23 protein-coding genes and 2 tRNA genes are annotated in these 26,686 nt (G+C 52.2%); all 25 read right to left on the reverse strand.

Going from position 1 to position 26,686, the window contains the following annotated elements; genetic code table 11:
- Window positions 1-359 precede the first annotated feature (359 nt).
- On the reverse strand, window positions 360-1,850 hold the full coding sequence (lysS, locus tag KNP74_RS14260) for a lysine--tRNA ligase (protein ID WP_214764656.1): 1,491 nt from the start codon (window positions 1,848-1,850) through the stop codon (window positions 360-362).
- A 145-nt stretch (window positions 1,851-1,995) separates the two neighbouring features.
- The gene (dusB, locus tag KNP74_RS14265; protein ID WP_233005531.1) at window positions 1,996-2,934 is read right to left on the reverse strand and encodes a tRNA dihydrouridine synthase DusB; all 939 of its coding nucleotides are present in this window, start codon (window positions 2,932-2,934) and stop codon (window positions 1,996-1,998) included.
- 79 nt (window positions 2,935-3,013) lie between these two features.
- Complete coding sequence (gene folK, locus KNP74_RS14270; RefSeq protein WP_214709908.1) at window positions 3,014-3,517, reverse strand: 2-amino-4-hydroxy-6-hydroxymethyldihydropteridine diphosphokinase; 504 nt, start codon at window positions 3,515-3,517, stop codon at window positions 3,014-3,016.
- Complete coding sequence (gene folB, locus KNP74_RS14275) at window positions 3,514-3,879, reverse strand: dihydroneopterin aldolase (RefSeq protein ID WP_214709906.1); 366 nt, start codon at window positions 3,877-3,879, stop codon at window positions 3,514-3,516. Before folB ends, folK begins: the two co-directional genes overlap by 4 nt.
- On the reverse strand, window positions 3,872-4,657 hold the full coding sequence (folP, locus tag KNP74_RS14280) for a dihydropteroate synthase (RefSeq protein WP_214764658.1): 786 nt from the start codon (window positions 4,655-4,657) through the stop codon (window positions 3,872-3,874). The genes folB and folP overlap by 8 nt, the downstream gene beginning before the upstream one ends.
- The gene (locus KNP74_RS14285) at window positions 4,654-5,484 is read right to left on the reverse strand and encodes an aminotransferase class IV (protein ID WP_214764659.1); all 831 of its coding nucleotides are present in this window, start codon (window positions 5,482-5,484) and stop codon (window positions 4,654-4,656) included. The genes folP and KNP74_RS14285 overlap by 4 nt, the downstream gene beginning before the upstream one ends.
- The gene (gene pabA, locus KNP74_RS14290) at window positions 5,468-6,052 is read right to left on the reverse strand and encodes an aminodeoxychorismate/anthranilate synthase component II (protein ID WP_214764660.1); all 585 of its coding nucleotides are present in this window, start codon (window positions 6,050-6,052) and stop codon (window positions 5,468-5,470) included. Before pabA ends, KNP74_RS14285 begins: the two co-directional genes overlap by 17 nt.
- The gene (locus KNP74_RS14295) at window positions 6,049-7,398 is read right to left on the reverse strand and encodes an anthranilate synthase component I family protein (protein WP_251127539.1); all 1,350 of its coding nucleotides are present in this window, start codon (window positions 7,396-7,398) and stop codon (window positions 6,049-6,051) included. The genes pabA and KNP74_RS14295 overlap by 4 nt, the downstream gene beginning before the upstream one ends.
- 124 nt (window positions 7,399-7,522) lie before the next feature.
- Window positions 7,523-8,476 (reverse strand): cysteine synthase A, encoded by a 954-nt coding sequence (cysK, locus tag KNP74_RS14300; protein WP_021068192.1) that lies wholly within the window; start codon window positions 8,474-8,476, stop codon window positions 7,523-7,525.
- An 86-nt stretch (window positions 8,477-8,562) separates the two neighbouring features.
- Window positions 8,563-9,489 (reverse strand): Hsp33 family molecular chaperone HslO, encoded by a 927-nt coding sequence (hslO, locus tag KNP74_RS14305; protein WP_051627654.1) that lies wholly within the window; start codon window positions 9,487-9,489, stop codon window positions 8,563-8,565.
- A gap of 20 nt (window positions 9,490-9,509) precedes the next feature.
- Window positions 9,510-10,274 (reverse strand): type III pantothenate kinase, encoded by a 765-nt coding sequence (locus KNP74_RS14310; protein WP_021068190.1) that lies wholly within the window; start codon window positions 10,272-10,274, stop codon window positions 9,510-9,512.
- 94 nt (window positions 10,275-10,368) lie between these two features.
- Window positions 10,369-12,396 (reverse strand): ATP-dependent zinc metalloprotease FtsH, encoded by a 2,028-nt coding sequence (gene ftsH / locus KNP74_RS14315; RefSeq protein WP_214764662.1) that lies wholly within the window; start codon window positions 12,394-12,396, stop codon window positions 10,369-10,371.
- 105 nt (window positions 12,397-12,501) lie between these two features.
- Entirely contained in the window at window positions 12,502-13,047 is a 546-nt protein-coding gene (gene hpt / locus KNP74_RS14320) for a hypoxanthine phosphoribosyltransferase (RefSeq protein ID WP_021068188.1), read from the reverse strand.
- Window positions 13,048-13,082: 35 nt separating this feature from the next.
- Window positions 13,083-14,312, reverse strand: a complete 1,230-nt coding sequence (tilS, locus tag KNP74_RS14325) for a tRNA lysidine(34) synthetase TilS (RefSeq protein WP_214764663.1) — start codon at window positions 14,310-14,312, stop codon at window positions 13,083-13,085.
- Window positions 14,313-14,380: 68 nt separating this feature from the next.
- Window positions 14,381-14,452: transfer RNA gene (locus tag KNP74_RS14330), tRNA-Glu, on the reverse strand.
- 9 nt (window positions 14,453-14,461) lie between these two features.
- Window positions 14,462-14,538 (reverse strand) — tRNA-Met (locus KNP74_RS14335).
- A gap of 142 nt (window positions 14,539-14,680) precedes the next feature.
- A complete protein-coding gene (locus KNP74_RS14340) occupies window positions 14,681-17,083 on the reverse strand; it encodes a YhgE/Pip domain-containing protein (protein ID WP_214764664.1) in 2,403 nt (800 codons plus the stop codon).
- A gap of 211 nt (window positions 17,084-17,294) precedes the next feature.
- Window positions 17,295-17,831, reverse strand: coding sequence for a S1 domain-containing RNA-binding protein (locus KNP74_RS14345; protein ID WP_034781804.1), 537 nt, complete (start codon window positions 17,829-17,831; stop codon window positions 17,295-17,297).
- 74 nt (window positions 17,832-17,905) lie between these two features.
- The gene (locus KNP74_RS14350; RefSeq protein WP_034781803.1) at window positions 17,906-18,280 is read right to left on the reverse strand and encodes an FtsB family cell division protein; all 375 of its coding nucleotides are present in this window, start codon (window positions 18,278-18,280) and stop codon (window positions 17,906-17,908) included.
- 45 nt (window positions 18,281-18,325) lie between these two features.
- The gene (locus KNP74_RS14355) at window positions 18,326-18,598 is read right to left on the reverse strand and encodes an RNA-binding S4 domain-containing protein (RefSeq protein WP_021065741.1); all 273 of its coding nucleotides are present in this window, start codon (window positions 18,596-18,598) and stop codon (window positions 18,326-18,328) included.
- Entirely contained in the window at window positions 18,595-20,010 is a 1,416-nt protein-coding gene (yabN, locus tag KNP74_RS14360) for a bifunctional methyltransferase/pyrophosphohydrolase YabN (RefSeq protein WP_214764665.1), read from the reverse strand. Before yabN ends, KNP74_RS14355 begins: the two co-directional genes overlap by 4 nt.
- Window position 20,011: 1 nt before the next feature.
- Window positions 20,012-21,559: a polysaccharide biosynthesis protein gene (locus tag KNP74_RS14365; RefSeq protein WP_214764667.1), complete on the reverse strand. Its 1,548-nt coding sequence runs from the start codon at window positions 21,557-21,559 to the stop codon at window positions 20,012-20,014.
- Entirely contained in the window at window positions 21,543-25,067 is a 3,525-nt protein-coding gene (gene mfd, locus KNP74_RS14370) for a transcription-repair coupling factor (protein WP_214764669.1), read from the reverse strand. Before mfd ends, KNP74_RS14365 begins: the two co-directional genes overlap by 17 nt.
- 46 nt (window positions 25,068-25,113) lie before the next feature.
- A complete protein-coding gene (gene pth, locus KNP74_RS14375) occupies window positions 25,114-25,671 on the reverse strand; it encodes an aminoacyl-tRNA hydrolase (protein ID WP_034781796.1) in 558 nt (185 codons plus the stop codon).
- A gap of 54 nt (window positions 25,672-25,725) precedes the next feature.
- Window positions 25,726-26,682, reverse strand: a complete 957-nt coding sequence (locus KNP74_RS14380) for a ribose-phosphate diphosphokinase (RefSeq protein WP_021065746.1) — start codon at window positions 26,680-26,682, stop codon at window positions 25,726-25,728.
- Between the last annotated feature and the right edge of the window lie 4 nt (window positions 26,683-26,686).

Below are 26,686 nucleotides of genomic sequence, written 5' to 3' on the forward strand. Positions count from 1 at the left end.
TCCTGAGCCAGGATCAAACTCTCCAAAGAATTTGATATAGCTCTTTAAAAATGACGAAGCTTGCGCTTCATTCAAAAATTGTAAAACTTATTTTTGCCTCATCGTTCAGTTTTCAAAGTTCGTCTGTCGCTCATTGGCGACTCTTAAAATAATACAAGTCATCGACACAGTTGTCAACCACTTTTTTTATTCTTTTCCGCTGCCATCAGCGGCAACGTTTATTACTTTACCGCATCCCTAAATAGAACGCAAGAGTTTTTGCAAAAGTTTTTCTAAAAAAGTTTTTAGCCTCTTTAAACCGGCAACATTCTCCATAGAAAAACCTCTCGCCCGTAAGAGCGAGAGGTTAAAACGATTCTTTACTGTTGGTGTCTCATCGTCGGGAACAATAGAACATCACGAATCGATGGTGCATTCGTCAACAACATGACGAGGCGATCGATTCCGATTCCAAGACCACCCGTTGGTGGCATTCCGTATTCGAGCGCCTCAAGGAAATCGTTGTCCAATTCATGGGCTTCGTCATTCCCTGCTTCTTTCTCAAGAAGTTGAGCTTCGAAACGCTCACGCTGATCAATCGGATCATTCAATTCCGTGAAGGCGTTCGCATGTTCACGACGAACGATGAACAATTCAAATCGATCCGTGAAGCGTGGATCTGTATCGTTCTTTTTCGCCAATGGCGATACTTCGACAGGGTGACCTGTGACAAACGTCGGTTGTAACAATGTTTCTTCGACTTTCTGCTCAAAGAATTCATTGACGATGTGACCGAATGTCATGTGGTCTTGAATCTCGACACCGTGCTCTTTTGCAAGCGCACGTGCATCTTCATCAGACATCTGTTGCCAGAAATCGACGCCTGTTTCTTCTTTAACCAAGTCGACCATGTGCGCACGTTTCCAACCGATAGCCAAATGAATCGTATCTTCTCCATATTGAACGTCCGTCGTGCCAAGCACTTCTTGGGCTACGTGAGCTACGAGTTCTTCCGTCAAATCCATGATGTCATTATAGTCCGCATACGCTTCATACAATTCAATCATCGTGAACTCTGGGTTATGACGTGTTGAGATCCCCTCATTACGGAAGACACGGCCAATCTCATACACGCGCTCGAGACCACCGACGATCAAACGCTTCAAATGAAGCTCGATGGCGATCCGCATATATAATTCCATATCAAGTGCATTATGGTGCGTCAAGAACGGACGGGCCGCCGCTCCACCTGCGATTGTATGCAACATCGGCGTTTCGACTTCCAAGTAACCGCGATGGTTCAAGAAATTCCGAATTTCCGAGATGATGCGGCTACGCAGAATAAACGTTTGACGCGAATCGTTATTCGTAATTAAATCCAAATAACGTTGACGATAGCGTTGCTCAACATCTTTTAAGCCATGGTATTTATCAGGAAGCGGACGAAGTGCTTTTGTTAAGAGTTCGAACTCTTCAACATGAATCGACAATTCGCCGACGTTCGTCTTGAACAACTTCCCTTTCACACCGACGATGTCACCAAGGTCAGATGATTTGAATAAATCGAACGGTTCGTCACCTACGTCATTTTTACGAACGTAAATTTGGATTTGTCCTGTGACGTCTTGGATGTGGGCAAAAAAGACTTTCCCTTTTCCACGTTTCGTCATGATTCGTCCGGCAAGCGTCACTTCGACGTCTTGTTCGGCCAAGGCTTCTTTTTCAATCGCCTCATATTGTTCATGTAATTCACCGGCGTGGGCAGAACGTTCGAACCGACGTCCGAACGGGTCAAGCCCTTGTTCACGCATCTCGGTCATTTTTTCAAACCGAACCTGCATTTGGTCGTTCATTTCCAACTCGTGACTCACTACTCCATTCACTCCTCTATACGTATTGGGGATGTCTAATAAAAAACTGTCAGCCTCACGGCCAACAGCACAGCCTAAACCGTTTGCTTGTGTGGTTCACTTTTTCGCCAAACAAGCTTACCACAAATCAATTTTTTTCACTAGTTCACACTTCTTGCATTTGTCGCTCGAGCTGTTCCACAAAATGATACAACACGATGCCAAAAGCATCTCGCGATTCCGTTTCGTTGATTTGCTTCCGAACCGGGCCGCTGCCTTTCAACCCTTTCAAGTACCACGCCGCATGTTGACGCATCTCGCGAACGGCCGTCACTTCTCCTTTGATGGCAATCAAGCGATCGAGGTGCAACATACAGATGTCGATTTTTTCACGCGCCGCTGGTTCTGGCGGAAGTTCACCCGTTTCCAAATACTGCACCGTTTGATACAGCATCCATGGGTTACCAAGTGCTGCCCGCCCGATCATGACGGCATCGACACCGTAGTGATCAATCGCATGTTTTGCTTCTTGAGGTGTCGAGATATCGCCGTTACCGATAATCGGAACCGTCGCAATCTTCTTGGCTTCGCCAATCCAATCCCAATTCGCTGTTCCTTCATATTGTTGAGACCGCGTACGACCATGAATCGCAATCGCCGCCGCTCCTCCAGATTGAGCCGCCCGAACATTGTCGAGAATATAAATATGGTCTTCGTCCCAACCGAGGCGCATTTTGACCGTGACCGGCTTATCGACCGCTTGCGACACGGCGTTCACCATCTCATAAACTTTATCCGGGTCAAGCAACCATTTGGCACCCGCCTCACACTTCGTGACTTTCGGGACTGGGCAACCCATATTGATATCAATGATGTCCGCATTCGTGTTTTGATCCACGTACTGGGCCGCTCTGACGAGTGTGTCTTTCGAACCACCAAAAATCTGAAGGCTGAGCGGTTTTTCCCGTTCATCGACGTAGAGCATCCGGAGCGTTCTTGCGTTCTCCAATAAAATCCCTTTATCGCTGACCATTTCAGCACAGACGAGTCCCGCGCCAAATTCTTTAGCGATCAAACGAAACGCAGGGTTTGTCACTCCGGCCATCGGGGCAAGGACGGCGCGGTTCTTTATATCGATATTACCAATTTTGAACCCTGACACTTCTCCACTTCCTTTGCTAACGTTAAACCGAGTTGACCAATGATTGTAACGGTCCGAGACGGACGACATCTTGCCGTTCCGACTCAGGGAGGGCTTCAAGTAATGCCCGCACCGTCATTCCCTTTACCTCGACCACCGGAGCAATCTCCGCGAACGGGGCAAGTACAAAAGCGCGTTCATGCATCCGTGGATGCGGAACAGTTAACTGCTTCGATTGTATATCTTCGCTGTTATAGACCAAGATGTCAAGGTCGATTGTACGCGGTCCGTTTTTGAATAACCGCTCTCTCCCTAGGTCCCGTTCAATCTGTTGGAGTTGAAGCAAGGCCGCTTCCGCAGAAAAGGACGGCTCAACTTCGACGACCATATTGTAGAAAGATGGCTGATCTGTGTATCCGACCGGAGCCGTCTCATATACGGACGACTCTTTCATCACCTGAAGACCGTTTGCCGCCATCGCTTGAATCGCTTCTGCCAGATAGTTGGCACGCTCCCCGATGTTTGATCCCAGCGCTACGTACATCATACGTTCCGTCTCCGTGTCATCTCGATTGCGACTGAGTCATAATGACCCGGGATGGGCGGGTCCGGCTTGATCACTTTGACGGTGACGCTTTGAATCTTGTCGCTGTGGGCCAAGACAGCCGTCGTGATGCGCTCGCCCAGCGTCTCGAGCAGATTGACCGGCTCCCCAGTGACGATGTCTTCCGTCAATTGATAGAGTCCCGCGTAACTGACGCCGTCTGCCAAATCGTCCGATTGTCCGGCCGGCGCCAAATCCAACTCACACATTAAATCGATGTTGAACCGTTGACCGAGTCGATTCTCTTCTGCAAACACACCGTGATAGCCATAAAAACGCATCCCATCCACAAACATCTTATCCAATTTGTCCGCCTCCCAGCATCGCGTCCATCATGAGTGACGCTCGTTTATTCTCTCGTACGTCATGGACCCGAATCCACGCACAGCCTTTCATGATACCTAGACACGTCGTCGCCAGTGTCCCTTCCAGTCGTTCTTCGGTCGGTAGATCAAGCGCTTGCCCGATTAATGATTTCCGCGACGTCCCGAGTAACACCGGATAACCGAGGTTCGTGATCACGTCGAGTCGATTCATCAGTTCCATGTTTTGCGCATAGTCTTTCGCAAAGCCGATTCCCGGGTCTAACCAAATCATCTCATCCGGCACACCTGCCGCTTGAGCGATTTCAATCGATTCATACAAGTCACCGACGACCTCCTCGATGAAATGTCCATAATTTCGATTGTCGCGATTGTGCATCAAAATGATAGGAACATTAAACGCCCGTGCCACTTGTGCCATCGATTGATCACCCCACTTCGAGCCCCAGACGTCATTGATGATATCGGCCCCGGCTTCTAATGCTGCCTTTGCCACCACCGGTTTGTACGTATCGATCGAGATGAGCACGTCGAGCTCTTGCTTCAGTTGACGAATGACAGGAATGACTCGCTCGATTTCTTCTTCCGCCGAGACGAACCGGGCTCCCGGCCGTGTCGATTCCCCGCCGATATCAATCGCGTCCGCTCCGTCTTGAACGAGTTGCTTGGCGTGAGCGACCGCCTGTTCGAGCGCCGTATACCGTCCTCCGTCCGAAAACGAATCCGGTGTCACATTTAAAATTCCCATGATTTTTGTCATCGCGTTCCTTCCCTTTCAATCGCATGCAACAAGACAGACCAACATGCTTTAAATTTTACTCCGTCTTTTCCTGGATAACTGTTCCCGGCATAGTCTGTGACCGGAGCAATCTGTTGAACCGAATTGGTCAACCAAATCTCGTCTGCCTGTGTAAGTTCAGCAAACGTCACATCACGTTCCTTCACATCAAACGTATCCATCACCCAACGTCGCGTGACCCCAGCCAGAGGTCCCGTCGCGAGCGGCGTCGTCCAAAGTTGGTCAGCTTCGACCCAAAAGACGTTCGAAACGAGCCCTTCTACGACATGTCCTGAGTCATCGGCGAACAGTCCTTCCGCCTCCCGATCAACGAGCATGCGCTTCCCTAATATATTGTTCATATAATGATGGGATTTTAAGCGGAATGCCGCTTCGGGCCGACTTCTCGGAAACGGGATGGCTTCCAGCCGTTTTTCCGTGGGCTGGAACGATTCCGGTAACGGCTTGACGAGCAGTGTCACGTTCGGACGAGTGTAGCGTCCGTCGTAGAGTCCAAGTGGCGCCACCCCCGCGGACACGTTCAAGCGCACATACAGGTTCGGGGTCCCGTTTTGACGAACGACGTCTTGAATCGCCTGCTCCATCTCTTGTTTCGTATACGGTAAATCAATCCATAGTTCCGCTAAGCTCTTTTCGAGACGTTCCCAGTGAAGATCAAACAAGAACGGGATGCCATTGAACGTTCGAAACGTCTCGAACAGGCCCATCCCATATAAAAATCCGTGATCTTCCACCGGAATCGTTACTTCAGAGCTGCCCCGCAGTTCGCCATTATGCCAAAGCCACATGACGATACACCTCGACGAAATTACGAATCATGTCTTTGCCGTGTTCTGTCAAAACCGCTTCCGGATGAAACTGCACCCCTTCAATCGGTAACGTTTCATGCCGGAGTGCCATAATCTCTCCTAGGCCCGTCTCGGCCGTGACTTTCAAGCACGACGGTAAGGTATCTCGTTCGACCGCGAGCGAATGGTAGCGTGTCACGATTGTCTGTTGCGGGATGCCGTTAAACAGCGTGTTTCCGTCATGTTGAATCGCTGACGTCTTGCCATGCATGAGCCGCTCGGCATGGACGACTTTTCCGCCGAACGCTTGAGCAATCGCTTGATGTCCGAGACAGACGCCAAGGATTGGGAGGCGACCGGCAAACGCCTGAATCGCATCGATGCTGATACCCGCCTCACTCGGTGTGCACGGACCAGGCGAAATGACGAGATAACTTGGGGCGAGCGCTTCAATTTCCTCGATCGTGATGTCATCGTTACGACGGACGACGAGTTGTTCACCGAGCTCCCCAAAGTATTGAACTAAATTGTATGTGAACGAGTCATAGTTATCGATGAGTAAAATCATACCGTCGCCTCCGTCATTTCTTTCGCCGTCCATAGCGCTTTCGCCTTGGAAAGTGATTCGGCGTACTCCGCTTCAGGATCCGAATCAATCACAATCCCGGCACCCGCCTGAACATGGGCGATTCCGTCCTTCACGACCATCGTCCGAATCGTGATGTTGAACACGAGGTCATCATCCCAACTAAGCCAGCCGTATGAGCCGGTGTAAATCCCACGCCGGACCGGTTCGAGTTCCTCGATGATTTCCATCGTCCGGATTTTCGGCGCCCCGGTGATGGTGCCGCCCGGGAACATCGCGCCGAGTGCTTCGGCTCCCGATACGCCGTCCCGCATCAAACCGCGCACGTTCGAGACAATATGTTGGACGTGCGAGTACTTCTCGATGACCATCAGTTCATCGACATGCACTGTCCCGTAAGCCGCGACTTTGCCCAAGTCGTTTCGTTCAAGGTCGACGAGCATGACGTGTTCGGCCCGCTCTTTCTCATTGTCGAGCAGCGTCCGAGCCAGTTCCAGATCTTCCGCCTCATCCCGGCCTCGCGGTCTCGTTCCGGCGATCGGACGGGTCGAGATGGCGGCGCCATGTTTTTCAATCAACAGTTCTGGTGAAGCCGACACCATCGTGAGCGAGTCGTCAACGAAATAACCCATATACGGTGAGGGGTTCACTTTCCGGAGCGTGTCGTAGATGTGACGCGGGTGTGCGAGCAGCGGTTCCGACTGCCGGACGCTCAAATTCACTTGGAACACATCGCCCTCGACGATGTAGTCTTGAATCTTTTGCACGGCCGCAACGAATTCATCCTGTGACAGCGAACGGGATCGCTCGACCGTTCCGCTCGTAAGCGGCGGAAACGCATAATGTGTTTCTGTTCGCCAAAGGGCGGCAAAGCGCTCGAGCTTCGCCTCCGCTTGCTCATCGGCCGTGACCATCACGTATAAGAGCGATTCTTCTTCATCGAAGACCGCTACTTCATCGAACAGCAAGAATGAAACGTCCGGTGTTGCCAAATCGTCTTCCGCTTGCCGTGGTAAACGTTCGAGGGTACGGGCTACATCATAGCTCACATAACCGATCATCCCGCCGAAAAATGGGGGAGCACCAGCTGGCCGCTCGGTAGCGTAACGGGCTCGTACCGTTTCGACGATGTCGAGCGGCTCACCGTACAGTGTTTCGGTCGCCTCTACTGTGACGAACGTTCCGACCCCATCTTTCACGTGAAGCGTAGCGAACGGTTCGACACCGGCCATCGTATAGCGACCGACTCGTCCACTCTCTAGCCACGCGTAGTTGTTCTTTCCTTCGGTCAATGTCATGTACGTGTCGTACATTTTCTCTTTTGTCATGCGCATGGTTTTGAACGCTGTTTGTCTCACGCCACATTCCCCCGTTCCACTGATTCATGCCTTTAATTGTACACAAGAAAAGGCAGTTACCGAAAGAAGTTGTCTCCCGGTAACTGCCGTTTGTTTACGAGCGTACGCTATCTGATTCTTCATCGAATTGATAGAGCGGTGTGCTGAGGTAGCGTTCTCCGTTTGACGGGATAATCGCCAGCACGTTTTTCCCTTTGCCGAGACGTTTGGCCGTATCGACAGCGGCAGCGATCGCCGCCCCAGACGAGATGCCTCCGAGCACGCCGTTCGTTTTGGCCGCAAGACGTGCGTATTCGAACGCCTGATCGGTCGTGATTTGAAGGACACCTTCATAAATCTCCGTATCGAGAATCGACGGGATGAACCCGGCCCCGATCCCTTGGATTTTATGCGGGCCTGGTTTACCACCCGACAAGACCGGTGAATCGACCGGTTCGACCGCGAGGATTTGAACGTTCGGATAGTGGGCTTTCAACACTTTACCCGCTCCCGTGATTGTTCCGCCTGTCCCGACGCCGGCGATGAACGCATCGACTTGAAGGCCTGACGCATCGAATGCGTCGACGATTTCAGGTCCCGTCGTCATCTCGTGCACGTTCGGGTTGGCTTCATTGTTAAACTGCTGCGGGAGGAAATAACCGTTTTGTTCAGCCTCTTCCGTCGCACGGCGAATCGCTCCGCCCATCCCTTCAGGACCCGGCGTCAAAATGAGTTCGGCACCGTAGCCACGAAGCAAATTGCGACGTTCCATGCTCATCGTTTCCGGCATGACCAAAATCGCTTTATAGCCTTTGGCCGCACTGACCATGGCGAGACCGATTCCCGTGTTCCCACTGGTCGGTTCGATAATCGTATCTCCTGGTTTCAAGACCCCTTCTCGTTCAGCCGCTTCAATCATCGCGAGCGCAATCCGGTCTTTTACGCTAGAGCCCGGGTTCATATACTCCAATTTCAAGTAAACCGTGGCATCTTCAGCGCCAGTCAATCCATTCAACTTCACAATCGGTGTCTTTCCAATCAAGTCTGTTACTGAATCTACGATACGCATTTCATTTCCTCCTCCATAATTCCGACTATTCCGATATTGTAATCATACCCTATCAGATTCAAAATATGCAATTTGGAGCAAAGCGGTCAGCGTGCTTGTTGTTTCATCGTTTCTAACTGTTCCGCCGAGAAGTGGTATTTCTCGCCACAGAAATGACAAACCGCTTCAGCGCCGCCATCTTCTTCAATCATGTGACGAATCTCTTCGGCACCGAGTCCGATAATCGCGCTCTCCATACGGTCGCGACCACATGTGCAATTAAATTGGACCGGTTTTTGATCCAACACTTCGAGGCTGTCGCCAAGGAGCATATGGAGCATCTCTTCCGGTGTTTTCTCTTCACCGATGAGCACCGACACTGGCGGGAACGTCTTGAGCGCCTGTTCAAGCGCTTGAATCGTCTCTTCTGACGCATCCGGCATCAATTGAACGATAATGCCACCAGCCGCAAGAATCGATTCATCTTCTGGAAGGACGAGCACACCCGCACCGACGACTGACGGCACTTGTTCTGACGTCGCGAAGTAGTACGTGAAGTCTTCGCTAATCTCACCCGTTTGAATCTCAGATGAGCCGCCGACAAAGTCTTTCAAACCGAGGTCTTTAATCACCGAAATCGTCCCGCGTCCGACGGCTTCGCCGACTTTCAACTTCGTCAAACCGTGATCATTCACAAACGTGCCGCCTTCGACACGAGGATGTGACACGTAACCGCGCACGTCTCCTGCCGTATCAGCATCGACGATGATTTTCCCAATCGGTCCATCTCCTTCGACTTTGAGCGTCACGCGAGCGGCTCCTTTTTGCATCGCACCAATCATCGTCCCGATCGTCATCGTGCGTCCGAGCGCCGCTGAAGCGACCGGTGTCGTCTGGTGACGAAGTTGCGTTTCAAAGATTGTTTTCGTCGTCCGGACGGCAAACGCGCGGACTTCCCCGTTGAACCCGAGGGCACGGACGAGGTAATCGGCTTTCATTTGGTCAAGTAATGCTTGTTGTTCTGGTTGAATCATATTGAGTAACTCCTTTAAGTTTATTTCTGGTTGCGCTCATAGATGAGACGAAGCCCATCGAGCGTCAAAAATGAATCGACGACATCAATCGTCTCGGCATGCTCGCTAATCAAACGCGCGAGACCGCCCGTGGCAATCACGGTCGCTTCTCCGACTTCACGCTTCATACGACCGACAATGCCATCGACTTGTGCGACATAGCCGTAATACGTCCCGGACTGCATCGCTTGAATTGTATTTTTCCCAACGACCGTAGGCGGTGTCGCGAGCTCGATGCGCGGCAGCTTGGCCGCCCGTTGATAGAGCGCCTCGACCGAAATCATGATCCCCGGTGAAATGATGCCTCCGTGATAACGGCGGTTCTCATCAATATAGCAGTACGTCGTCGCCGTTCCGAAATCGACGATGATGAGTGGTCCATCATACTTGGCGATTCCAGCGACCGCGTTGACAATGCGGTCCGCTCCGACTTCACGCGGATTATCAACATGAATGTCGAGACCGGTTTTCACGCCGGGACCGACAACAATCGGTCGGACGTTAAAGTAGCGCTGCGACATCTGCTCGAGCGGAAAGATGACCGGTGGAACGACCGAAGACAGAATCACACCGTCAATCTGATCGAATGAGACGTTCGAATGATCGAACAGCGATTTCACGAGCATGCCGTATTCATCGGTCGTTTTCGTGCGGTCTGTCGAGATGCGCCAATGATGGACGAGTGTCTCGCCGTCATACATCCCAAGGACAATATTTGTATTCCCAACATCAATCACTAAAATCATGATAGCGTTCCTCACTTTGTTGTCAATTACAGTTCGCTCGAATTATAACACGAAAAAAGACGAATGCCTTGTTTAGGGCATTCGTCTCTTACACTTACCGTGATTCGTTGTTCGGGCGTTCCGTCGGTGTCGCTTCCGGCTTATCGCCTTCAGGGACAACGTCCGGCTTCGCTTCTTGAACGACTCCAGGCTGGTCGATGACTTGTCCGTGCTTGACGGCCGCCTCATCTTTCTTCGCTTCGTCGTTTGCATCATCTTTCGATGGTTCAGACGGCTCTTCCGGTTCGTGCGGAAGATATTCGCGCGTCTTAATCAAGTGACGAATCTGTTTCGAATCGAGCGTCTCGACTTCGAGCAACGTCTTCGCGACGAGTTCGAGATCGTCTTTACGATCCGTCAAGATTTGTTTCGCTTTCGCGTAACAACGGTTGATGATATCCCGGATTTCGAGGTCGATATCTTGTGCAATCGCATCCGAGTAGTTCTGTTCCGTTTGGAAGTCACGGCCGAGGAAGACTTGTCCACCATGGTTTGACCCAAGTTGGAGCGGCCCGAGCTTATCGCTCATCCCGTAATCCATGACCATCTTCCGGGCGATACCAGTCGCACGTTGGAAGTCATTACTTGCTCCGGTTGACACTTCACCGAAGATGACGTCTTCCGCCACACGGCCCCCGAGGAGACCGACGATTTTATCTTCAAGCTCAGGTTTCGTCATGAAGTAGCGATCTTCTTTTGGAAGCATGACGACATAGCCGCCTGCGTTACCGCGAGGAACGATCGTCACTTTATGCACTTCATCTGCATTCTCAAGTTCAATCCCGATAATCGTATGACCCGCTTCATGATAGGCGACGATTTGGCGTTCTTTCTCCGAGATGACACGGCTCTTCTTAGAAGGACCAGCGATGACGCGGTCAATCGCTTCCTCGACATCCACGACTGATACCGCTGAACGGTCAGACCGGGCTGCGACGAGCGCCGCTTCGTTCAATAAGTTTTCAAGGTCAGCACCCGAGAATCCAGGCGTCCGCTGAGCAATCGACTTCAAGTCGACTGTCGAATCAAGTGGCTTGTTGCGCGCATGAACTTTAAGAACTTCTTCCCGACCTTTGACGTCTGGACGATCAACCGTGATTTGACGGTCAAAACGGCCTGGACGAAGCAAGGCTGGGTCAAGGATGTCCGGACGGTTCGTCGCGGCAACCATGATGATGCCTTCATTATCGCTAAATCCATCCATCTCGACGAGAAGTTGGTTAAGCGTTTGTTCACGTTCGTCATGGCCGCCACCGAGACCAGCGCCACGTTGACGTCCGACCGCATCGATTTCGTCGATAAAGATGATACACGGTGCATTCTTCTTCGCGTTCTCGAACAAGTCACGAACACGTGATGCCCCGACACCGACGAACATCTCAACGAAATCAGAACCTGAAATCGAGAAGAATGGAACACCAGCTTCGCCTGCTACAGCGCGGGCGAGGAGTGTCTTACCTGTTCCTGGAGGACCGACGAGCAAGACCCCTTTCGGAATCCGCGCCCCAAGTTTCGAGAACTTGCGAGGGTCTTTCAAGAATTCAACGACTTCGATGAGCTCTTGTTTCTCTTCGTCTGCTCCGGCGACGTCTTGGAACGTCACACGGCGCTTCTCTTGGTCGTATAGTTTTGCCTTCGATTTCCCGAAGTTCATCACACGACCGCCACCGCCGCCACCTTGGGCTTGGTTAAGCAAGAAGAAGAATAAGATGAAGATGATGATGAACGGTAAGATCGCAAACACGATGCTAAACCAGTTCCCACTCGACTCCGCCTCTTCGATTTGGATGTCAGTATCCGCGCGAAGTGACGAAAGCACTTCGGCGTATTCGGCCTCGTTGGCCGGGATATTCGTTTCAAAACGCTGATCTTCGTCTCCTGTTAGATCTCCTGTAATTGAGATAGCTCCCGGAATTTCTTGTACGGTTGCCGTTTCAATCCGACCTTCTTCCACATATTCCAAGAACTTCGAATACGTAAGCGTCTCGCTCTGGCTATTCGGGTTTTGTAAATATTGAAGGAACAAGATCAAGGCTAGGAAAATCACACCGAAAACTAAGGTGTTTTTCACTGCACGATTCATTCTCTGCCTCCTATTCCGAGAAACGATGTTCTCGCCCATTCAGTATATGTGTATACTTTGGGTATTTCTTTTATCTTAACACGACGCATTTTCAAAAGAAAAACGTTAGCCCCCGTAAATGCTCGGCTTGAGCACACCGACGTACGGAAGGTTACGATATTTCTCTTCGTAATCGAGACCATAGCCGACAACAAACTCGTGCGGAATAACGAAACCGCTATAATCTGCCGACAATCCGTTCTTGCGGCCCGTCGGTTTATCGAGAAGCGTCACGATTTTAACCGATTTGGCTTTGCGGTACTTGAGCAAGTCGACGAGATAGCCGAGCGTGAGTCCACTATCAATGATATCTTCTACAATCAAGATGTCGCGTCCTTCTACAGATGTATTTAAATCTTTCTCAATTTTAACTTCACCCGTCGATGACGTTCCGCCATGGTACGTCGACACGTCCATGAAATCCATTTCTAAATGGATGTCCATTTCTTTGACGAGGTCTGACATGAATGGCATCGCACCTTTTAACACGCAGACGAGGAGTGGGAACTCTTCTTTATATTCTTCGCTAAGTGTTGTAGCGAGTTCTTTCACTTTACCTTGAATCTCTTCGCTTGAAATCAGTACTTTCTCCATATCGTTCATTAATGACATCTTAAAATCCTCCTCTTTCTTATCCGACACAATCATCATTTTACCATTAATCGTGGGCACATCGCACCCGACTTATCCGGAAAATCGGAAACTCTTACCCCTACTATAGCGATAATCCGTCCCGTTGCGTCAACTACCAATGGGACAAAAGGCCGTTTTTCTCGCGGAATCTTCGCGTCAATGAAGATGCGGGCGACTTTTTTCGTCCCGATGGACAGTTTCATTGCGTCCCCAGCCTCGACAGAGCGGATGATCAACGGCAACTCGATCGCCTCGAGCGGGATGCCGTCCGTATCATCCTCAACGTCTAGTGAGAATAATGAAGTCCCGAAAACTACATGCGCTGGGAAGGTCGTTACCACTTGTTTGTGTGGGGCTAGGAGCGATTGACCAGTTGCCTGTAACGATAAGAGCCCGTCTTGTTTCCGCAGGCCCCAGGACCCCTCTAAGTCGAAGTGGCCAGAACCTTGGGCACTCGTTAACAGACGGTCGATCGCGGTCCCCACCTCTACCCCGTAGCGCATTGATAGCAGGCGCCCGACGGTGTATCGTTCGACAGGATTTAGACACATCAAGTTATCCGATTTCACGTGAAACGCTTTCATCTCGAGTCGCACGTTGTCCTGGATCCAATTCTCCATCTGTCGGTAGCGGGTCCGCCACAATTCGCGTTGATGCCGAGCTGTTTCGCTCACAACTTGAACAAGATCCGGTTGCGACGCGAGGAGCTGGGGCACGATCTGATGCCGCACTTGATTGCGCAAATATTCGGTCGTGGCGTTGCTCGCATCTTCTCGCCATTCGAGACGATGTCGATTGGCGTAGGCAATCAGTTCCCGCTTCGGTTCCGATAAGAGCGGACGAACGAGTTCTCCTCCTGCGAACGGACGACGCTCAGGAATCCCCGTCACTTCGACGACGTTACGCTGCAGTTGAATGAGGACGGTCTCGAGTTGGTCATCCGCGTGATGGGCCGTCATCAGTTGTGTATAGTCGAACTTCTGCATAACCTGTTCAAAGAACGCATATCGTGCCGTCCGGTAACTCGCCTGCGAACCGCCGTTCGGGAAAGCGAGCCGTTTGCCATGAAAGGGCACGTCGTACTTGTCGGCCAAACGTCGCACAAATTCATACTCTTCATCCGACTCGGGACGCAGTCCATGATGGACATGGGCCACGCCCACTTCCATACCGTTCCGAATGACCCGATCCAACAAGACGACCGAATCGATTCCACCGGACACGGCAACCAATACTCTCGTCATCCGTCCGCCTCCTTGATATAACAAAAGAAGCCATCTCGAGTGAGATGGCTTCTTTTCGCTTAGGTAAGTGACCCGTACGGGATTCGAACCCGTGTTACCGCCGTGAAAGGGCGGTGTCTTAACCGCTTGACCAACGGGCCTAAATAAAATGGTAGCGGCGGAGGGAGTCGAACCCACGACCTCACGGGTATGAACCGTACGCTCTAGCCAGCTGAGCTACACCGCCATGTTATTGTTGTGTCCTAAGCACATTTTCTATAATAACCAGTACCCACGCCAGTGTCAATTCTTTTTTAAAAGTTTTTTCACAAAAAAATCGTGTATAGTGTCGTCTTATCCACTATACACGATTTTCAGTTCGTTGTGCATCACGCTTCTGACGTCGTCAGCCGATATTTTTTCTTCCAAGCGATGCGGAAATATCCCCAGAGCAGGAAGAAGCAAGCGGTTGAGACGAACGCCAAATAGATGATTGCTTGTTGCAGGTAGCTCCAGCCGTCCGCTGACAAGATTTCTTTATAGCCCGATACGGTGTATGTCATCGGCAACCAGGCGTTAAACGGTTGGAGGGCGCTCGGAATCAGTTCGAGCGGGAACGTTCCAGCCGACGTCGTCAATTGAAGGATCAATAAGACGATGGCTACGAAACGGCCCGGATTTCCGAGCGTCGTGACGAGTAGCTGCACGATTAAGAGGAACGTGATGCTGACGAGCCAACTGAATCCGAAGAACTGGAGCGGCGCCTCGACTTCAAGTCCGAGCAACATGACCATCGCCACATCCAAGACGAGCGCTTGAATAAATCCGATAACGAGCAACACACCTGATTTTGAGACGAGCCATGACAGGCTGCGTTTCGGTTTTCCAGCCGGATCGTACAGCGGATAGACGATCGAGAGCAAGAGCGCCCCGACGAATAGCCCGAGTGACATGAAGTACGGTGCAAAACCCGTTCCGTAGTTCGGGACCTTGTGAATCGATTCGTTGACGACCGTGACCGGTCCGGCCATCATGTCGACGTTATCGTCTCGGATGTCGATCGCGGCCGCTTCGGCCCCATCGGCGAGCGCGTCCCGTAACTTGCTGTTACCAGCCGCAAGTTCGGACACTCCGTCTGCGAGCTGGTCGCTACCTGACTGGAGGTCTTTACCGCCCTCTGCCAAACGTACAGCCCCGTTCGCGAGTGTATTCGTGCCCGCGCCGGCGCTCTTCGCCCCGTCTGCGAGTTTCGAACTCCCCTCTGACAAGGCGCCCGTCGCCTCGGTCAACTGCGTACTGCCGGACGCGAGTTCGGCGGTCCCGTCTTTCAACGCTCCGACGCCGGCGTTTAAGCGATTGCTTGCCGAAGCCAACTCTTTCGAACTCACGGCTGCCGTTTGCGCCCCTTGTTCCACTTGGTTCGACCCATCCGCCAACGCCTGTGCCCCGCTTGCGAGTTCGGCTTGTCCGTCACGTAACGTCAACAGTCCCGAAGCGAGTTCATTGGCACCAGCCTCTGCTTGCGTCAATCCGTCACCGAGCGCGGCCTGTCCTTCTTTCACACGCGTCGCTCCCGCGGACAGTGCATCGAATCCAGCGGCTGTCGCTGTTTGACCTTCCGCCAATTGGGCCACAATCGCCTGTAGCATCTCTGGTGAAGCAGGTTGCCCTGCCTCGGCGAGTGCTGACAGCTGGGTCATCAACTGATCTTGACTGGCCAACACTTCTGTTTTCATCTGACCGATTCCGGCCACGAGTTCCGTCTCTCCTGCCATCAAGGCGGCATTCCCTTCTTTCGCCGCCGTCATCGCGGCCGCCAATTCATTTGAACCGGCACTCAATTGCTCACTGCCGTCCTTCGAACGCTGAATCCCGGCCGCGAGTTGTTGAACGCCTTGATTGAGAGAAGCCGTCCCGCTGTGCAATTCCTCCAACTTCGAGGCGAACGTGTCTGTCCCTTCGACAAGTTGGCTCGTTCCGTCTTGAAGGGCAGAGGCCCCGTCATTCACTTGACGTGCCCCGTCTGATAAGGCGGCGCTACCTGCATAAACTTGCTGGCTTCCCTTCGCCAACTCCGTCGTCCCTGTCTCGAGTTGGGCCACACCTTCATTCAGCCGACTCGCCCCGTCAGCCAATTCTTGTTGTTTTGAAGCGAGTAATGCGGTCCCGTCGGCCAATTGGGTCGCCCCCTGTTCGGCCGTCTGCGATCCATCTGCTAGTTTTCCCGCCCCAGCCGCCGCTTCATCGAGTCCAGCAGCGGCATCTTGAATCCCGTCACGCATCGCACTGACGTACTGTTTCGCGACTTCGGTCGACAGTTCACCTTTCACTTGCTCCATCGCGGAACCGCCGATTTGAGCCGCTAAAAAGTTATACGATTCATTGGCGATATATTTGAGTTCAAGCTTCTCAGGTTGTTCGCTGAGCGCCGTCGTCGCTTTTTCTGAGAAGTTTGCCGGAATCTCAATCGCCATGTAATAGTCATGATCGTTCAACCCCGACTCGGCTTCTTGTTTCGTCGTCTCGATAAATTCGAACGCCTCAGACGTCTTTAACTTCTCAACGAGTTCGTCCCCGACGGCAAGTTGCTCCCCGTCGAACGTCGCTCCCTGGTCTTCGTTCACGATCGCCACCGGCAAGTCTTTCATCTGTCCATACGGATCCCAAAACGCCCATAAGAACATCCCGGCATACATGAGCGGGACGAGTGCGACCGCGAGAATCGGGACCCAGACCCGAGGATTCTTCCCGATGCTTCTCCATTCCGCCAACCACAGTTTCCATCCATTCATTTTCATTCTCACCTTTCACTTATAAAACATAACTATTTTTTCATGTTCCCTATTGTGCTCGCTTCTCCGAAAAAATGCAACCCTTTTTAGTTATTTTTCATAACAAAAAAAAGAATCAAAAAAAACCACAGACTATAAAAGTCTATGGTTCGCCGTCTTCTTGAGGAAGACCGTCTATCGTTACGAGTAGAAGCTGATGGTTTACGAAGGGTTACCCGCGCTTGGCTCCACGTCCACCGCGTTTTGAGTCGGTTTGACGTTTTAACGTTGTCAAGCGCTCGTCGCTATCTTTCAAGAACTTGCTCATCAACGTATCGAACGTTTCTGGTTCACGGCGTACTTCACGACGTCCGCCGCCACCACGTGGACCGCCACCGCGAGGACCGCCGCCACCGCGTGGGCCACCTTGTCCTGGACCACCTGGGCGTGGGCCGCCTTGACCCGGGCCGCCTGGGCGTGGGCCACGAGAGAAACGCTCGCCGGCTGGGCGCTCTGGGCGTTCACTGACAGGACGATCGACGGCCTTTTTGATAGACAACCCGATTTTGCCATCATTTTCGACGTTCAAGATTTTGACCGTCACTTCTTGACCGACCGTTAGAACCTCATTGATGTCTTTGACGTAAGAATCTGCCACTTCACTGATGTGCACCAAACCCGTTTTGCCATTTGGAAGCTCTACGAACGCTCCGAAATGCGTAATCCCTGTAACCTTACCTTGTACCTTGCTTCCTACTTCAATTGACATAAAATAATGTACTCCTTTTTTGATTGATTCCCTACAATTATACGAGTCGATTCGTCAACGGTCAACGAACCCACTTATTCCTCTGGTGAGAAGTAAAAAATAATCTCGCCATCTTTCGAGAACAACAACTCGTTGCGCGCTAGATTGGCGATGTATTCTTCGTCTTGTAAACGCTCGACCTGCTCTTTTAGTTCTGACTGTTCGTCCTTCGTTTCCCGAAGTTCGACTTGCGCTTCATTTTGTTTCCGTTCTTGCTCGGACACATATCCGACTTTCGAGAAGTAACTCTGACCGATGAAGACAATCATCAACAAAAAGAGAAGCGAGGCTGCAGCCAGGCGGCGTCGAAGATGGATACGTTGCCGGTTCTGTTCTTTTTCCAGCTGTTCTCTTCGTTCATCAAGAGCCCGAATCCGCTGTTTGCGTTCCATCGGGTTACGTCCATTCATCGAATCACCTTCCTCCTGTCCTGTTACGTTCAGTATACCTTTTTTTTACGCTTCCGTACCACTGTTCACCTTTTCTTCTTTGAGCAAGCGGTACATTTCTTTCGCGTCCTCTTTTCGAGCATGCTCGGCAATCGAGTCGATGACAACCGTGACGAGCTTGTTTCCGAAGCGAATTTGCAACTCGTCACCGACTTTGACGTCCGTGCTCGCTTTCGCCACTTGTCCGTTCAACTGAATTCGGCCTTGGTCGGCAACTTCTTTCGCCAATGTGCGCCGTTTAATCAAACGGGATACTTTCAAAAACTTGTCTAATCTCATAATCCCTTCTCCTTCGCTTCATCCCAGAGCCGATCCATCTCGTCGAGCGTCATCTCGTCGAGGGAGCCGTTCGCTTCAATGTATTCGAATCGTCTCTTAAATTTTTGGTTGGTCCGTTCGAGCGCCTGCTCAGCGTTCAACTTGAAATAGCGCGCCACGTTGACGATTGAGAACAGGACATCGCCAAGTTCTCGTTCATCTTCCGGCTGACTTCTCCACTCGCGGAGTTCTTCTTCCAACTTCTCGAACGCACCTTGAACATCGTCCCATTCGAAACCGACTTGTGCAGCTTTTTTCTGCAACTGCTCGGCCCGCATCAACCCGGGTTGAGTCATGAGGACACCATCTAGCTGCGATTTTCTTTTTTCCCCTTTTTCCACTTGTTTAATCGCATTCCAATTCGTCACGACGTCATCGGCATCGTTTACTATCACGTCACCGAACACGTGGGGGTGACGGCGGACCATCTTCTCGCTGACGGCGCCAATGACGTCCCGGATATCAAAATAGCCTTCGTCCGCCCCGATTTGGGCGTGGAGCATGACTTGAAGCAAAACGTCACCGAGCTCTTCGACAATGGCATCATCGTCTTCCGCGTCAATCGCTTCAATCAACTCATATGCTTCTTCAAGCAAATATTTGCGGAGCGACTCGTGCGTCTGCTTCCGATCCCATGGGCACCCGTCCGGTCCGCGGAGCGTCGCAATGATATGCTTCAACGTCGAAAACTCGCGCGCCAAATGCGTCTCATCCATGAGCGGCGGCACATAGAGCGTCGTCAAGTTGTCGACTTCTGCCACGCGGTCCATCTCGTAGAGCGGGATTTCACTGACCCGCTCGCGTTTCGTCCCGGCGGCCGTCACGAGTTTAACGATGTGCTCATCTGGATAACGTTCCATCAACTGGACTTTCACGTCTCCGGCCACGAACCCGTCATACACTTGGCCAATCAACACATGTTGGGTCACTTGAATCCGTTCGACATCGAGCGCGGTCGCATCAAGCAATTGGAAGCCGTTAATCGGATCGATGCGCAGGGCTTGGAACATGGCGTCCAAAAAGCTCTGACCGCCGAGAAACGTGACGTCCGCACCTTGCTCGACGAGCAGCTCGACCGTCCGCTCCGCTACGAACGGATGACCTGGTACAGCATAGGTGATGGCTAGCTCTTCGCTCTTTTCAAGCAACGTCTCAACGATTTTGGCATACACTTCCTCAAACGTATCGCACGACTCGTAAATCGAGTCGAACGATTCAAAGTGGACCCCTTCCGTCTCCAGCTCTTGGACAACCGGATGTTCTTTCGTGCGCAACCAAACGAGCGGTTGCTGCTTCAAATGACGATAGACACCGAGCGGTAGTTGATCAAGTTCGCCAGACCCGAGGCCGACGACCGTAATTCCGTAACTCATATCAGTTCTCCTTTTTTTCTAGCAGATTGATGAGACGACCTCCGAACGGAATCATTTCCCATTCTTCTATCGTCAAAATTTGTTCTTTCCATAACCGCCAGACATAAATGCCGGCCCCGAGCACGAGCATGAAGACGAGCCAGATGAGGGCATCGAGACGATTTGGCAGCCAGTTCATTATGATGACATTCAAACCCAACAAGACACCCCCCATTGGCGCCACCGTTTTGATGAGACGCCCATAGTGTCGAAATCGGAGCATGCCGAGCGGGATGATTTGATCAAGCCGATTGAAATTGAAGGCGGCCATCGTTAAAAAGGCAAGGGATGTCCCGAGGGCAGCCCCGGCGATGCCATAGGGAGGGACGAGCCACAGATTGCTGACGAGTTTGACACCGATCGCGAGAATCATACCGACAGCGGCCGTCCGTTCCCGGTCAATCGCCTGTAGACACGTCATACTCGCCACGGCAAGCGAAGCAGCAAACGTACTTGTCGCCAACAGAACGAGTGCCATTGTCCCAGCGGCATTTTCGAATAAGGCAATGTTTAATGGAAGCATGACACCCATCAAGCCGATGGTCGCCGCTGCGGCGACTGTCGTCGTCACACGGATCATCGAGCTGAGTCCGGATGACGTCGCCTCGACACGACCAGCCCGGTAATGGCGCACCAAATTTGGCACGTTCGCCATCCCGAGAGCCGTCGTGAAAAGAATCGCAAATTGAACAAGCGGATAACCTCGGTCAAATACCCCTTTCCCGACTTTCGCGGCGTAGTCTCCACCCATCAGATTGACAATCGTGAATGAGTCGACGAGCTGCATCCATAAAATCCCGAGCGAGGCGAAGCCAACGGCAAAGCCGGTCGTCAGTAAAATACGAAGGACAGACCGCAACGTCGCACGTTGGACCGGGACGACCCGCAGCTTCTTCGCCCATAACGATAAGATGATAATCGCAACCACACCTCCGACGAGCGTCGCCGCGTACGCGTATCGGCTCAGCGTATAGGCGTCTTGTCCAAAGCGGACACCAATCAACAGAGCGACGAGCAGAACTGTGACACGGACAAGGTTCTCGAGCACTTGCGAGATGGCGCTCGGCCTTAAGTCATCGACCGATTGGAACGAACCGCGGAGCACCGCCAACGCGGGCATAAGCAAATAGCTGAGGCTGATCACGCGTAACGTCGGTGCGAGCTGCATGTCACCGAGAAGACGGGCAATCGCCGGTGCGAGCATCCACATCGCGACGACAAGGGCGAAGCCGAGGCCGAGTAAGACATAAAAACTCCCCCACAACACCTCGAGCTTGCGTCTTGGCCCTTGGGCCCCGACACCAATTTTCGCAATCACGACCGGCATCGCGTACATGCCGAGCGAGGCGACGATCGCAGCAAACGGGTATACCGTCTGATAGGCGTATAAGCCAAAGTCTCCCGCGATGTTTTGGTACGGGACCCGATAAGCGAAGCTGATGAATTTTGAAAGATAGCCCGCAAGCGCAAATAAGATGACCCCGGTCGCAAATTTACTTGGCGACCGCATGGGCCAACCTCTTCACAAGCTCCTCGAGTACCGTATCGGCATCGTTCAACAGTTCGATGACCGGCATCCTGCCGCTAAGCGACAACTTGAGAGCACCGTTGTCTTGACCGACGCCAAGTTTCCGACCGAGCGGCATCGTCCACTCCATGAACGACGGCACGTCGAGCGCTGTCGTCGATTCGAGCGACAATACCATCTCAATGCGACCCGGCGTCTGTTTGATGCGGGCCACTTTCGCCATTTCCCCATAAATGCGCAGACGCGTCAGTTGGATGAGGAGGGCGACAGGCTCCGGGAATTCCCCGAACCGTTCGATCAACTCGTCTTGGAGGGCGAACAGCGCCTCTGGTGTATCGACATATTTGAAGCGTTTGTACATCTCGATTTTCAATTCGCTGTCTGACAAATACTCGTCCGGGATATACGCGTCCGCTTGGAACGCAATCTCCGGTTTGAAGACGACTTGTTTCGCCTGGCCGCGCATCCGGTCTTTCCGTTCTTCGATAGCTTCGGACAACATTTGCGAGTATAAGTCGAATCCGACCGAATCGATGAACCCGGACTGTTGGGCCCCGAGCAGATTGCCGGCACCGCGAATCGATAAGTCGCGCATCGCAATCTTGAACCCGCTCCCGAGCTCCGTGAACTCCTTGATGGCCTGTAGCCGGCTCTCCGCGACCTCGGTTAAGCGTTTATCTTTCCGATACGTGAAGTAGGCGTAGGCGATTCGGTTGGAACGACCGACACGACCGCGCAACTGGTACAACTGTGACAGTCCCATCTTGTCCGCATCGTGGACGATGAGCGTGTTCACGTTCGGAATATCGATGCCGGTCTCGATGATCGTCGTCGAGACGAGCACGTCGGCTTCTCCTTCGAGGAAGCTGATAAGCTGGCTCTCGAGTTCAGTCTCGGTCATCCGACCGTGTGCCGTCGCGATCCGTGCTTCCGGTAACAAAGCGCGAATCTCTTCAGCCTTCCGCTCGATACCTTCGACCCGGTTATAGAGGAAGAACGCCTGCCCGCCTCGCGCGAGTTCACGCTCGAGTGCCTCACGCAAGACGATACCGTCGTATTCCATGACGTACGTCTGCACCGGGTAGCGGTTCTCCGGCGGTGTCTCAAGCACTGACAAGTCCCGAATCCCAATCATCGACATGTGGAGCGTCCGCGGGATCGGTGTCGCCGTCAGCGTCAAGACGTCGATATTTGTCTTCAACTGTTTGAGCCGTTCTTTATGCTTAACCCCGAAACGTTGCTCTTCATCGATGATGACGAGTCCGAGGTCGGCGAACGTCACATCTTTCGACAAGACGCGGTGCGTCCCGACGACGACGTCAATCGTCCCTTCCTTTAGACCTTTCTTTGTTGCCGCCATCTCGCTTTTTGAGCGGAAACGGCTCATGACCGAGACATTGATTGGAAACTCACTGAACCGTTCGAGCATCGTCTCGTAGTGCTGTTGTGCGAGTACGGTCGTCGGCACGAGGAACGCGACTTGCTTCCCAGCGAGCACAGCTTTGAACGCGGCTCGAATCGCCACTTCCGTCTTTCCGTAACCGACATCGCCACAAAGGAGACGGTCCATCGGCCGTGATCGTTCCATATCGGCTTTGATCTCGGCGATGGAACGGACCTGGTCTTCTGTCTCTGCGTACGGGAACGAGCTTTCAAACTGACTCATCTCCTCGTCATCGGTCGGGAACGCATAACCGACGGACGCTTCCCGCGCCGCATACAACTTAATCAGCTCGTCGGCGATATCTTCGACCGATTTGGCGACTTTCGATTTGACCTTCTTCCACTCGGTCCCACCGAGTTTATATATCTTAGGCTCTTTGCCTTCCGCCCCGACGTACTTTTGGACGAGATCGATTTGGTCGACCGGGACGTAGAGCGCATCGTCACCGGCATAGACGAGATGTAAGTAGTCTTGATGAATGCCGCCGACTTCAATCGTTTTGATGCCTAGGTACTTCCCGATCCCGTGATGGATGTGGACGACGTGGTCGTTCGGCTTCAACTCTTGATAACTTTTAATCCGTTCGGCGTTCGTCAAATTCTTCGTCTGACGTTTTCGCTTCGTGACGCGTTTGAACAGCTCTTCTTCGGAGACGACGACGAGGCGACTCGTCGAGAGCTCGAATCCACCCTCGATTTGTCCAATCATGACGTGGACATGACGCGGCAACAACTCGCCGTCCACATTTGTGAACGTTGACGAGATGCCATAGTCTTCAAGTAATGCTACCACCTTGTCGGCCCGCGTTTGATCCCCTGCTAAGAAGACGAGACGATGGTCACCTTGTTGCCAACGTTCGACTTCTTGCTTCAGCAAGTGCATCTGCCCGTGAAACGCCGGGAGCGGACGGCAACTGAGGTGGACCGTGTTCGTTTCCGGAATCCCCGACCGTCTCGACGGGAGGAGCGAGAACGCCACTTGCTTCAAATCACGAAACACTTTATGCATCGGGACGGCAAGCGTATAGTTGCTGACGGATTCCCCGCGTTCGATGAGCGACGAGAACCATTCGGCTTCCTCGCGATCTTGCACGTCGGCGGCGTCTTCAATCCGGGCCACTTCATCTAAAATCAAAACAGCATCCGGTCCGACATAGTCGAGGAGTGTCGAGCTATATAGCAGCGGCGTGTACTTTCCAACTTTTTCGGGCGCCTCACCTCGGCCGAACTGTTCGATGTCCCGGGCAATCCCGTCCTCGAGTGCTTGACGAATCGTCTCCGTCTCAATCAACGAGAGCGTCCGATCATATTGACGTTCGAGTGCCTGTCCAGCTTTTTTCAATTGTTCTGTCGAAGCGATAAACTCGGTCGCCGGGGGAATGACCGCTTCGGCGACGACCCCTAGTGAGCGTTGTGTCTCAGCATCAAACGTAAAAATCGAATCGACCTCGGTGTCGAACAAATCGATGCGATACGGACGCGCCTCCGTGAGCGGATAGACATCTAAAATGCTACCGCGGACGGAGAATTCACCCGGTGCGGTGACGGTAGCCGTTCGTTCATATCCGAGCGTGATCAGCGTCTCGGCAAACGGCTTCAAATCAAGCTCTTGACCTGGTTTGATGACTCGATGGCTTGTCCGCCAGTCCGTCGGGCTCGGCATAAAGCGACGTAACCCACCGAGTGGCACGACAAGGACGCCTCCCGTTTCGTCAAGGAGACGTGTTCGAGCTTCAATCCGTGCGGCAAGAAGTTCTGGGCTCGATGTGAGTGACAGTTCTCCAGCGAGCGTCTCATCGATCGGATAAAGCAATGTTTGACTCGGGCCGACGAGCGACTCGAGCTGATCGTACATTTTTTGGGCTTGGTACATGTTATGTGTGACGACCACGAGACGTCGGGGCGAATTTTTCGCCAAACCTGCCAACACGAGCGCTTTGGCACTCGTCGTCAATCCGGTGACGAGTTGACGATCAACTTTTGGCAACCGCTCCCGAATCACATTCGTCTCAGGCAATGCCAACATGAATTTCTCTAAAGCATTCATTTTGATTTCCTCCACCTCATACGACAAAAAAGGGTACGTTGACCCTTTAGTTATATCGATTCATGAGCGCGATCCATTCCGTGTCCACAAAATCAGTCGCGGCGGACACCGCTTGATCGAGCGTATCATTCAATTCTGGCATATCTTCTTTCCGGTAGTTCATGAGCACCCAATCGACGACTTTAATCGGATGCGGCGGACGACCGATGCCGAGTTTCAGACGTTTGAAATCTTGGGTTCCCAGGTGTTGAATCAGCGACTTGATGCCGTTATGTCCACCGGCACTGCCTTTCGGACGGAATCGCAGTTTCCCTGGCACCATGTCCAAGTCGTCATAAATGACGAGCAAGTCATCAATCTCAATCTTATAATAATCTAAAATCGGACGTACCGACTCCCCTGATAGATTCATGTAGGTGAGCGGTTTGACGAGGACGACACGTTCTCCATTGATTCTTCCCGTTCCGATCAATGCTTTAAACTTGGCTTCATCAAGTTGAATCCCATGTTTGTCAGCTAAGCGATCAATCGCTAAAAAACCGACGTTGTGACGGGTCATCTCATACTTTTTGCCTGGATTCCCGAGGCCGACGATACATTTCATCTTATTCCTCCTGAACAAAAAAGCCCAAAGGCGAACGCCTTCGGGCCTCGTTTTTTAATCGAACAGCGTGCTCACCGATTTGTGCTCGTGGACACGCATGATCGCTTCCCCAAGCAAACGGGCAACCGACATCTGCTTGATTTTGCTCGAACATTCGCGACCTTCTAAATCGATCGTGTTCAAAACGACGAGTTCTTTGATTGACGAGTTGTCGATCCGTTCCATCGCCGGTCCAGATAAGACTGGGTGTGTACACGAGGCGTACACTTCTTTTGCACCAGCTTGGACGATGGCATCGGCCGCAAGCGTGATTGTTCCAGCCGTATCGATGATGTCATCAATCAAGATGGCCGTCTTGCCTTCAACGCTGCCGACGATGTTCATGACTTCAGCCACGTTCGCTTCAGGACGACGCTTGTCGATGATGGCGATTGGAGCCTTCAAGCGTTCGGCAAGCTTACGGGCACGCGTGACGCCACCGTGGTCCGGTGAAACGACGACAATGTCTTTCGCTTTAAATTCATCTGTCTCAAAATACGTCGAGATGAGTGGAACACCTAATAATTGGTCTACTGGGATATTGAAGAAACCTTGGATTTGAGCAGCATGCAAGTCCATCGTGATTAAACGCGTGGCACCTGCAACCGTCAATAAATCAGCGACAAGTTTCGCTGTGATCGGCTCACGTGAGCGCGCCTTGCGGTCTTGGCGAGCGTAACCGTAGTATGGCATGACCACGTTAATCGTCCGAACCGATGCTCGTTTCAACGCATCGATCATGACGAGTAACTCCATGAGCGTTTCGTTCACCGGTGAGCTCGTCGATTGAATGATGTACACATCATCGCCTCGCACGCTCTCCTCGATGTTGATGTAAAGTTCTCCGTCGCTAAACCGCTTCACTTGGCAATCGCTGAGCGGGATGCCAATTTCCTTGGCAATCTCTTCGGCGAGTGGGCGGTTTGAGTTTAAGCTAAATAGGCGAATTTCACGTTCATATACAGTAGACATGTTT

This window comes from Exiguobacterium sp. s141 (genome assembly GCF_018618085.1).
In the GTDB taxonomy this organism is placed as follows: domain Bacteria; phylum Bacillota; class Bacilli; order Exiguobacteriales; family Exiguobacteriaceae; genus Exiguobacterium; species Exiguobacterium mexicanum_A.

Bases quoted from the DNA above. Each gene is read 5' to 3' on its own strand.
- folP (WP_214764658.1), bottom strand. From the start codon at position 4,657: ATGACAAAAATCATGGGAATTTTAAATGTGACACCGGATTCGTTTTCG.
- yabN (WP_214764665.1), bottom strand. From the start codon at position 20,010: ATGAGTTACGGAATTACGGTCGTCGGCCTCGGGTCTGGCGAACTTGAT.
- KNP74_RS14355 (WP_021065741.1), bottom strand. From the start codon at position 18,598: ATGAGATTAGACAAGTTTTTGAAAGTATCCCGTTTGATTAAACGGCGC.
- tilS (WP_214764663.1), bottom strand. From the start codon at position 14,312: ATGACGAGAGTATTGGTTGCCGTGTCCGGTGGAATCGATTCGGTCGTC.
- KNP74_RS14345 (WP_034781804.1), bottom strand. From the start codon at position 17,831: ATGTCAATTGAAGTAGGAAGCAAGGTACAAGGTAAGGTTACAGGGATT.
- KNP74_RS14365 (WP_214764667.1), bottom strand. From the start codon at position 21,559: ATGCGGTCGCCAAGTAAATTTGCGACCGGGGTCATCTTATTTGCGCTT.
- pth (WP_034781796.1), bottom strand. From the start codon at position 25,671: ATGAAATGTATCGTCGGCCTCGGGAATCCAGGCAAAAAGTATGAGATG.
- dusB (WP_233005531.1), bottom strand. From the start codon at position 2,934: ATGGCCGGAGTGACAAACCCTGCGTTTCGTTTGATCGCTAAAGAATTT.
- hslO (WP_051627654.1), bottom strand. From the start codon at position 9,489: ATGATTCAACCAGAACAACAAGCATTACTTGACCAAATGAAAGCCGAT.
- folK (WP_214709908.1), bottom strand. From the start codon at position 3,517: ATGATGTACGTAGCGCTGGGATCAAACATCGGGGAGCGTGCCAACTAT.
- KNP74_RS14285 (WP_214764659.1), bottom strand. From the start codon at position 5,484: ATGTGGCTTTGGCATAATGGCGAACTGCGGGGCAGCTCTGAAGTAACG.
- mfd (WP_214764669.1), bottom strand. From the start codon at position 25,067: ATGAATGCTTTAGAGAAATTCATGTTGGCATTGCCTGAGACGAATGTG.
- KNP74_RS14380 (WP_021065746.1), bottom strand. From the start codon at position 26,682: ATGTCTACTGTATATGAACGTGAAATTCGCCTATTTAGCTTAAACTCA.
- cysK (WP_021068192.1), bottom strand. From the start codon at position 8,476: ATGCGTATCGTAGATTCAGTAACAGACTTGATTGGAAAGACACCGATT.
- KNP74_RS14340 (WP_214764664.1), bottom strand. From the start codon at position 17,083: ATGAATGGATGGAAACTGTGGTTGGCGGAATGGAGAAGCATCGGGAAG.
- KNP74_RS14295 (WP_251127539.1), bottom strand. From the start codon at position 7,398: ATGACAAAAGAGAAAATGTACGACACGTACATGACATTGACCGAAGGA.
- hpt (WP_021068188.1), bottom strand. From the start codon at position 13,047: ATGTCATTAATGAACGATATGGAGAAAGTACTGATTTCAAGCGAAGAG.
- pabA (WP_214764660.1), bottom strand. From the start codon at position 6,052: ATGATTTTACTCATCGATAACTATGACTCGTTCACATACAATTTAGTT.
- KNP74_RS14350 (WP_034781803.1), bottom strand. From the start codon at position 18,280: ATGAATGGACGTAACCCGATGGAACGCAAACAGCGGATTCGGGCTCTT.
- KNP74_RS14310 (WP_021068190.1), bottom strand. From the start codon at position 10,274: ATGATTTTAGTGATTGATGTTGGGAATACAAATATTGTCCTTGGGATG.
- ftsH (WP_214764662.1), bottom strand. From the start codon at position 12,396: ATGAATCGTGCAGTGAAAAACACCTTAGTTTTCGGTGTGATTTTCCTA.